Genomic DNA, 1,187 nt, shown 5'->3' on the forward strand with positions numbered 1-1,187 from the left:
GGTTGACTTGCCAGCTCCTGGTCCACCGAGTAGCGTCAGATATTGTTTATTATTAGCCGCGTTAATACCTATTTGTTTGGCAATTTTCCTAGACTCATATCTGCGTTCTTCGCTTTGGCGGTAAGTTTTTTCTAGTGCCTCAATCGATTCAAATCGGATAATATCCTGTTCATGCAACAGTTGAACTGCCGTATAAACTGATTCCAAATTGACTGGCTCTCGCATCCCCAAAACCTTGAGCTTACCTTGACGTTGGGTGTATTTTTGTGCGTATCGCTTAGATGCACCAGAAATTAGCTTTATAGCCTCGTTTAAGTTTGTGCCAAGCATTCCCAGAGATTTCCCACCACTAGCCCAAAGCGTTTGAAAAATCGGCACAGCTATACCGCTGATTGCTTGCCCAATGAGGGCTTCAGTTCCTGTCATGAGCGACCAGCTGAATTATTGTTATGATTTTACAATACTATCTCAGCTTAGCTAAGTTGACGGTCCAACAAATATTTATATCTTTGCTCCCAAATAACTTCCAGTCGCCACATAGCATCTTCAGTATACCGTTGATCCTCTCGCAGAATCATTGACCAGACAGCATTAAGAACATCTAGATTAGGACAGAAACTAATCAAAGTACTGCAAGCAACAATCCACTGCTCTAGCTTACGATAACTTACAAAATAACCCCCCAGTCCTTGAATATGAACCCAAAGGACATTGTGCCATTTTTCCCAGTTGATAATACGCCGAGGGTCAATTTTTAGCAATTTAGCAATTTGCCTGAGAGTGATAACAAAAGTTTTGGGATTGATGTGGTGGCGTAACGGTTGCATAACTGTTTCCTGATTTAAAATAAATTGTTAATTGGCGATAAGCACAGACAACGTGATGCTCATAATTATGAACAGAAACATACTATCACAACGTTCATAATTATGACCATTTACTTCGCTATAAGCCTCTGACAGTATAGAAAACATGCGAAAAGCAGGTAAAGCTCTGAGGCAGGTACTGAAAACCTATGGCATTAGCCAAAATAAATTGGCAGTAACTATGGGCATAGGACGCTCAACCGTGCACTATTGGTTCAATAAAATTCAAGATCCATCAGCTGATACAGTACTCGAAATTAGGAAGGCACTTCGGAAAATAAACCCAGCTGCAGCCCAAGATTTTATCAGGCTTTACCTAGA

2 protein-coding genes and 1 pseudogene are annotated in these 1,187 nt (G+C 40.9%); 1 reads left to right on the forward strand and 2 read right to left on the reverse strand.

Annotated features, from left to right (window positions below; genetic code table 11):
* Positions 1-426: pseudogene (locus F6K23_RS40915) on the reverse strand (hypothetical protein); the annotation flags it as partial.
* Between the two features lie 47 nt (positions 427-473).
* On the reverse strand, positions 474-827 hold the full coding sequence (locus F6K23_RS40920; RefSeq protein ID WP_293166988.1) for a hypothetical protein: 354 nt from the start codon (positions 825-827) through the stop codon (positions 474-476).
* A gap of 145 nt (positions 828-972) precedes the next feature.
* On the opposite strand from F6K23_RS40920, the gene F6K23_RS40925 reads away from it, so the two are divergent.
* A partial coding sequence (locus tag F6K23_RS40925) for a helix-turn-helix transcriptional regulator (RefSeq protein ID WP_293166990.1) occupies positions 973-1,187 on the forward strand: 215 nt, incomplete at its 3' end.

The sequence above is a fragment of the Okeania sp. SIO2C9 genome (assembly GCF_010672455.1).
Classification (GTDB): Bacteria; Cyanobacteriota; Cyanobacteriia; order Cyanobacteriales; family Microcoleaceae; genus Okeania.

Excerpts from the sequence above, each read along its gene's own strand:
- F6K23_RS40920 (WP_293166988.1), bottom strand. The coding sequence starts at position 827 with ATGCAACCGTTACGCCACCACATCAATCCCAAAACTTTTGTTATCACT.